Genomic DNA, 7,326 nt, shown 5'->3' on the forward strand with positions numbered 1-7,326 from the left:
CGCGCGGTTCGAGGTGCTGCGCGTCGATGGTCCCGACTACCGCCACCGGCACGCCGTCGAGCCCGGCCCCGGACTGCCGGACGAGCGTGTCCTGGCGCTCGTCGCCGCGACGGACGGCGCGACGTGCGACCCGTTCGACGCGCTCCTGGCTCACCTGCGCACCGTGCACCCCAGCCGGTACGGCGCGCTGCTCGACGGCGTCCCCCTCGTGGGCCTGACGGGCGCCGCACCCCTGACCGACCAGGCGGACGCGCTGCGGCTCGTCGTGCTGGTGGACCGGCTCTACGACCGCGACGTGCCCGTCGCGCTCGGCGGTCAGGGGGCCCAGGGGCTGTTCAGCGCCGCGATGCTGCGCGGTGGCTACCGCAAGAAGTACTTCCGGGCGCTGTCGCGCCTGGACGCGCTCACGGAGGCGGCGCTCGCCCGCTGATCCTCAGCCCTGGGCGTCGAGCCGGGCGAGCTCCGCGGCGACGTCGAAGTCCGCGGGCGGCCACGCCAGGTCGAGGCCCTCCAGCGTGTGGGCGAGCAGCTCTGTGACGGCAAGGCGCGCGTACCACTTGCGGTCGGCAGGGACGACGTGCCACGGCGCCACGTCGGTCGACGTGCGGTCCAGCACGGCCTGGTAGGCCTCCTCGTACGCGGGGCGCCTGGCGCGGACGTCGAGGTCCCCGGGGTTGTACTTCCAGTGCTTGTCCGGGCGCTCCAGCCGCTCGCGCAGCCGCAGGGCCTGCTCGGCGGGGGACACCATGAGCGCGACCTTGACGATCGCCGTGCCCGCGGCGGCGACCTCGGCCTCGAAGGCGTTGATCTCGTCGTACCGCGCTCCCCAGACGTCCGGCGGCACGATCTCCTCGACGCGCACCACGAGCACGTCCTCGTAGTGGGACCGGTCGAACACCCCGAGGTAGCCGGGGCGCGGCAGCGCGTTGCGGATCCGCCAGAGGTAGTCGTGCTCGCGCTCCTCGGGCGTCGGCACACCGAACGAGCGCAGCGCGACACCCTGCGGGTCGACCATCCCGACGACGTGCCGCACGATCCCGCCCTTGCCCGCCGTGTCCAGGCCCTGGAGCACGAGCAGCACCGCGCGGGTCCCGCCGGTGCGACCGTGCGCGTAGAGCTTCTCCTGCAGCGCGAGCAGGTCCTCGCCGCGCTCGGCCATGCGCTCCTCGCCCTGGTCACGGTCGCCCTCCCAACCAGGGGTGGCGTCGTGGTCCAGCCCGGCCAGGTCGAAGCCGGGCCTGGCGCGCAGGGCCTCGTGGGCGGGGGTCTGCCAGCGGTCGGACGACATCGTTCCTCCTGCGGTGCGGGTCTGGACGGCGGGGTCTGGGCGGCGGGTCAGGACGGCGGCACGCGCACGACGGCGCCGCCTGGTCCCGGCAGGGTGACGGTACCGACCGTGACGAGCACGGGGTCCCAGGCCGCGAGCACGTCCGTGGTGCCGGGGGCCGCGCCGTCGACCGGGACCTCCTGCGGCCCGTCGCCCCATGTCACCACGACCCGGAGGTCGCCGCGGGACATGACGAGCCACGCCTCGCCGTGCACCACCGACACGCGGTCGAGGTCGCCGTCGCCCAGGGCCGGCTCGGCGCGGCGCAGCGCGATGAGGCACCGGTACCAGTCGAGCAGGCGGCGGTGCCCCGGCTCGGCCGCCTCGGTCCAGTCGAGCCGGCTGGCGGTGAAGCTGGCGGGGGCCTGGGGGTCGGGGACGTGCACCTCGTGGCCGTAGATGCCGGTCCAGTCCGCGCCGCCGAACTCCGCGGCGCGCCCCTCGCGCACCGCCTGGGCGAGCCACGGCTCGGCGTGGTCGGTGAAGAACAGGAAGGGGGTGTACGCCCCCCACTCCTCGCCCATGAAGAGCATCGGGGTGAACGCGGACGTCAGGACGAGCGTGGCGGACGCGGCGAGCACGCCGGGCGACGACGAGGCGGACGGCCGGTCGCCCAGGGCGCGGTTGCCCACCTGGTCGTGGTTGGACGCGCAGACGACGAACCGGTGCCCGTCCGTCCCCGGCGGCACGGGCCGGCCCCACGGGCCGCCGCGGAACAGCGAGGCGCGCCCGTCCACGACGAACACGCGTCGCAGCGCGTGCGCCAGGTCGGCGGTGCTGCCGAAGTCGACGAGGTGCCCGTGGTGCTCGCCGGTCAGGACGGTGTGCAGCGCGTGGTGCACGTCGTCGGCCCACTGGGCCGTCATGCCGCGGCCGCCCTGTGCCGTCGGGGTCACCGTGCGCGGGTCGTTGAGGTCCGACTCCGCGACGAGCGACAGCGGGCGCCCGAGGTCGGCGGCGAGCTCCGCGACGACGTCGGACATCTCGGCGAGCAGGTGGCGGGGCGAGTCGTCCGCGAGGGTGTGCACGGCGTCCAGGCGCAGGGCGTCGACGTGGAAGTCGCGCAGCCAGCGCACGACGCTGTCGAGCACGAACGCACGGACCTCGGCGGCGTCCGGCCCGTCGAGGTTGACGGCCGGTCCCCACGGCGTGCGGTGCCGCTCGGTGAAGTACGGGCCGAACTCGCCGAGGTAGTTGCCGGACGGGCCGAGGTGGTTGTGCACGACGTCGAGGCACACGGCCAGCCCTCGCCCGTGCGCCGCGTCGACGAACCGCTGGAGCGCCGCGGGGCCGCCGTAGGGCTCGTGCACCGCGTAGAGCCCGACGCCGTCGTACCCCCAGCCGTGCTCGCCGGGGAAGGCGGCGACGGGCATGAGCTCGACCATGTCGACGCCGAGGTCGGCGAGGTGGTCGAGCCGGTCGGCCGCGGCGTCGAGCGTCCCGGCAGCGGTGAAGGTACCGATGTGCAGCTCGTAGACCACGGAACCTCGGACGTCACGGCCCGCCCACGCCGCGTCGGCCCATCGGTGGCGGGCCGCGTCGAAGGTGCGGCTCGGTGCGTGCACCCCCGCGGGCTGCCACGCGCTGCGCGGGTCGGGGCGCGGCGCGCCGCCGTCGATCGCGAACGCGTAGTCCGTGCCGTGCGCGAGTCCCGGTGCGGTCCACCAACCACCCTCGCCGCGGGCCATCGGGCGGACCTCGCCGGCAGCCGGCAGGTGCAGGTCCACGCGTGCGGCCGCGGGTGCCCAGACCCGCGTCGTGCCGCCCGTCACGCGGCGTCCGCCGGGACGAGCAGGGCGACGGGCAGCCGGTCGAGCAGGGTGCCCAGCCGCACGAGGCCGCCAGGGACGTCGCGGCCCGTCAGGACGTCGTGCCAGCTGCCCTCGGGCAGCGCGACGGCATGGGTGCCCCAGCCACCCAGGTGCTCGAGGGCCAGGGCGAGCCGGGTCGCGACGGTGACGGCGCGGGGTGTGCCGTCGAGCGTGCGCGCGAAGGCCAGCGCGTTGCCCGAGGATGTGGGCAGCGGCTGGTAGCCCGCCGCGGGTCCGATGAACGCCGCCGCGTGCGCGCGCCGCACCCGCAGGGCGCGGGACGTGACGAGCAGCTTCTCGTCTGCCAGGCCGCGCGGCGCCTCCGCCTCGAGCCGGTCGAGCGCGGCGGACAGGGCTGCGACGTCGACGGGGCGCCGGTTGTCCGGGTCCACCAGGGCGATCGACGGCACCTCGGTGCCCTGGTAGACGTCCGGCACGCCCGGCAGGGTGAGCTGGACGAGCTTGGTCCCCAGCGTGGCGGCGCGGACCCCGACGGCGGTGCGCCGCGACCAGGCCTCATAGGCTGCGACGACCTCGGGCGTGGCCAGCGCGTCCGCGGCGAAGGCGAGCACCGCCTGCTCGTACGCGGTGTCGGGCGCCGTCCAGCGCGTGTGCTCCTTGGCCTCGCGGACCGCCTTGGTGAGATAGGCGGCCAGCCGGTCCTGCGGCAGGGGGCCGTCCTGCCACGTCCCGGCGAGGGTCTGCCACAGGAGGTTCTCCGTGCGGCCGTCGAGCAGGGCAGGGCGCACGGCCGCGGTCGCCGCACGCACGGTGTCGATGTGCGCCGACCACGCGGCCGGCAGCTCCGAGAGCACCCCGAGCCGGGCCCGGACGTCCTCGCTGCGCTTGGTGTCGTGCGTCGAGAGCGTCGTCATCGCGACGGGAGCGTGCACCTGGGCCCGCGTGGCCCACGCGTGCAGCTCCTCGGGGCTGATCGCGAACCGCTCCGGGGCCCCGCCGACCTCGCTCAGGCCCACGAGGTGGGTCCAGCGGTAGAACGCCGTGTCCTCGACACCCTTGGCCATGACGGCGCCGCAGGTCTGCTGGAAGCGCACCACGAGCTCGTCGCGCCGGGGCTCGCGCGTGCGACCGGCCGAGCCGGTCTCCCGCCCGAGCAGCATCTCGGCGAGCAGGTCGAGCGTCTCGAGCCGGGCGCCGCCCAGGCGGCCCCTGGCCACCTGCACCGCCTCGGCGAACGCCGCCTGGGCGTCGGGGTGCGCCGGGGTGCCGGGCACCACGTAGTACCGGTACCGGTCCGTGGCGACGAGCAGCTCGACGAGGCACTCGTACACCGAGCGCCAGCTGTGGTCGCGCAGGCGCACGTCGTCGCGGCAGATCCCGGCCGCCAGGTCGGCCAGCCGGCTGACCTCGGCGAACAGCGGCCCCGCGACCACCTGGCGCTTGGCGGCCTCGACGAGGGCCGGCAGCGCGTCGGAGGTGTCCCCGGTGATCCGGTGCATCACCGCGCCGAGCTCCGCGGCGCCCCCGGGGTCGACGAACGCGGCCTGGACGCGCCATGCGGCCTCGTAGCCCGTGGTGCCGGCCGTGGCCCAGTCCTCGGGCAGCTCCTCGGCCGGCGCGAGGATCTTCTCGACCACCACCCAGGCGTCGTCTGTCGCGGCGGCGAGCCGGTCGAGGTAGCCCTGCGGGTCGGCAAGGCCGTCCGGGTGGTCGATCCGCAGCCCGTCGAGCGTGCCGTCCGCCACGAGCTCGACCACGAGCGCGTGCGTGGCGTCGAAGACGGCCGGGTCCTCGACGCGGATCGCCGCGAGCGAGCCGACGTCGAAGAACCGTCGGTAGTTGAGCTCCTCGTCAGCGACCCGCCAGTAGGCGAGCCGGTAGTGCTGGCGAGCGACGAGGTCGGCGAGCGGCAGGTTCTCGGTGCCGGCACGGACGGGGAAGACGTTGGAGTAGTAGCGCAGCACCGGCTGGGCCCCGAGGTCCTCCTGACCGGGCACCACCCACTGCTCGACGGTCAGCTCGTCCGAGGCGAGCACCGCCCCGATCCGCCGACCGAGCACCGGCATGAGCAGGGCGCCCTGGCCCCGGGTCCAGTCGACGTCGAACCAGGAGGCGAAGGGCGAGTCGGGCCCGTCGGCGAGCACGGACCACAGCGCATGGTTGCGGAACGCGGGGACCGGCACGGCCATGTGGTTGGGCACGATGTCCAGGACGAGCCCCAGACCGACCCTGCGGGCCGCGGCGCCGAGCCGATCCATGGCCGGCCTGCCGCCGAGCACGGGGGAGATGCGCCGGTGGTCGACGACGTCGTAGCCGTGCGTGGAGCCCGGGGCCGCGGTCAGCACGGGGGAGAGGTAGACGTGCGTGACGCCCAGGCGGACGAGGTAGGGCAGCTGCGCCGCCGCGTCGTCGAGCGTCAGGCCGGCCCCGAGCTGCAGGCGGTACGTCGAGACCGGGACCGTCCGGTGCGCCGGGGGTCGACGGCGGGACGGCCCGGCGCGCTCGCTGCTCGCCGCTGGCCCGGTGCGCTCGCTCACGGCGCCTGGACCGGCCGGGTCAGCACGAGCGTGCTGCGCCCGGTGAGGGTCACGGCGGTACCCGCCTTGACCTGCCTGCCCGGGGCCAGGGTGTGATCGGTGTCGAGCACGCACGTCCACACGGCGCCGAACTCGGCCGGCGGCAGCGTGAAGGTGACGCCCTCGGGGGCCGCGTTGTAGAGCAGCAGGAAGGAGTCGTCGACCACGCGCTCGCCGCGGACGTCCGGCTCGGCGATGGCCTCGCCGTTGAGGAACACCTGCACCGCGCGGGCGTGGCGCGTCTGCCAGTCCGCGTCGGACATGTGGCCGCCGTTGGTGGTGAACCAGGCGATGTCGCCGAGCTCGGACTCGCCGCCGTGCTCCGCGCTGCCGGCGAAGAAGCGGCGGCGACGCAGCACGGGGTGGTCGCTGCGCAGCCGCACGACGTCGCGGACGAACGTCAGGTGCGTCTGGCGGCGCTTGTCCAGGGCCCAGTCCACCCAGGTGACCTCGTTGTCCTGGCAGTAGCCGTTGTTGTTGCCGCCCTGCGTGCGGCCGAGCTCGTCGCCGTGCGCGAGCATCGGCACGCCCTGGGACAGCAGCAGCGTGGCGATGAAGTTGCGCTGCTGGCGCCAGCGCAGCGCCTCGATCGCCTTGTCCTTGGTCGGGCCCTCGACCCCGCAGTTCCACGACCGGTTGTGGCTCTCGCCGTCGTTGTTGCCCTCGCCGTTGGCCTCGTTGTGCTTGTCGTTGTAGGACGTGAGGTCGTACAGCGTGAAGCCGTCATGGGCCGTGACGAAGTTGATCGAGGCGATGGGCTTGCGGCCGGTGTGCTCGTAGAGGTCGGACGAGCCGGACAGCCGGCTGGCGAACTCGGCCAGCGTGGACGGCTCGCCGCGCCAGAAGTCGCGCACCGTGTCGCGGTACTTGCCGTTCCACTCGGACCACAGCGGGGGGAAGCCACCCACCTGGTACCCGCCGTCGCCCACGTCCCACGGCTCGGCGATGAGCTTGACCTGGGAGATCACCGGGTCCTGCTGGACCAGGTCGAAGAACGCGGACAGCCGGTCGACCTCGTGGAACTGGCGGGCCAGCGTCGAGGCGAGGTCGAACCGGAACCCGTCGACGTGCATCTCGGTGACCCAGTAGCGCAGCGAGTCCATCACCAGGCGCAGCACGTCGAGGTCGCCGACGTCGAGCGTGTTGCCGCACCCGGTGGTGTCGACGTAGTGGCCGCTGTGCGGTGCCAGCTTGTAGAAGTCGCGCTCGCCGAGGCCGCGGAACGACAGCGACGGGCCGTCGGGGCCGCCCTCGCACGTGTGGTTGTAGACGACGTCGAGGATCACCTCGATGCCTGCGGCGTGCAGCTCGCGCACCATGTACTTGAACTCGCCCACCTGGGCGCCGGGGTTCTTGTCGGCGCTGTACGCCGCATGCGGCGCGAAGAAGCCGAGCGTGGAGTAGCCCCAGTAGTTGCGGGTGCCGCGCGCGGCGAGCGCCGGCTCGGCCACCGAGTGGTGCACGGGCAGCAGCTCGACGGCCGTGACGCCGAGCGAGGTCAGGTGCTCGATCGCCGCGGGGTGCGCGAGGCCGGCGTAGGTGCCCCGGATGTTGTCGGGGATCAGCGGGTGCTGCTGCGTGTAGCCCTTGACGTGCATCTCGTAGACGACCGTCTCGCCCCAGGGCGTGGCGGGCGACTCGTCGCCGCGCC

The 7,326-nt window shown here is 74.4% G+C and carries 5 protein-coding genes; 1 reads left to right on the forward strand and 4 read right to left on the reverse strand.

Going from position 1 to position 7,326, the window contains the following annotated elements; genetic code table 11:
• Positions 1-430 (forward strand): AFG1/ZapE family ATPase (gene zapE, locus PKY62_RS11325; protein ID WP_324537020.1); only part of this gene is annotated, 430 nt, incomplete at its 5' end.
• Between the two features lie 3 nt (positions 431-433).
• On the opposite strand, the gene PKY62_RS11330 is transcribed toward zapE, so the two are convergent.
• The 4 genes from PKY62_RS11330 to glgX all read right to left on the reverse strand — a co-directional run.
• Positions 434-1,288 carry a PPK2 family polyphosphate kinase gene (locus tag PKY62_RS11330; RefSeq protein ID WP_324537022.1) on the reverse strand — a complete coding sequence of 285 codons (855 nt, stop codon included), beginning with the start codon at positions 1,286-1,288 and terminating at the stop codon, positions 434-436.
• 47 nt (positions 1,289-1,335) lie between these two features.
• On the reverse strand, positions 1,336-3,099 hold the full coding sequence (treZ, locus tag PKY62_RS11335; protein ID WP_324537024.1) for a malto-oligosyltrehalose trehalohydrolase: 1,764 nt from the start codon (positions 3,097-3,099) through the stop codon (positions 1,336-1,338).
• On the reverse strand, positions 3,096-5,636 hold the full coding sequence (treY, locus tag PKY62_RS11340; RefSeq protein WP_324537026.1) for a malto-oligosyltrehalose synthase: 2,541 nt from the start codon (positions 5,634-5,636) through the stop codon (positions 3,096-3,098). Before treY ends, treZ begins: the two co-directional genes overlap by 4 nt.
• On the reverse strand, positions 5,633-7,326 hold a 1,694-nt coding region (gene glgX / locus PKY62_RS11345; protein ID WP_324537028.1), incomplete at its 5' end, for a glycogen debranching protein GlgX. The genes treY and glgX, both read right to left, overlap by 4 nt.

This window comes from Actinotalea sp. (assembly GCF_035443605.1).
GTDB lineage: Bacteria > Actinomycetota > Actinomycetes > Actinomycetales > Cellulomonadaceae > Actinotalea.

Excerpts from the sequence above, each read along its gene's own strand:
- PKY62_RS11330 (WP_324537022.1), bottom strand. The coding sequence starts at position 1,288 with ATGTCGTCCGACCGCTGGCAGACCCCCGCCCACGAGGCCCTGCGCGCC.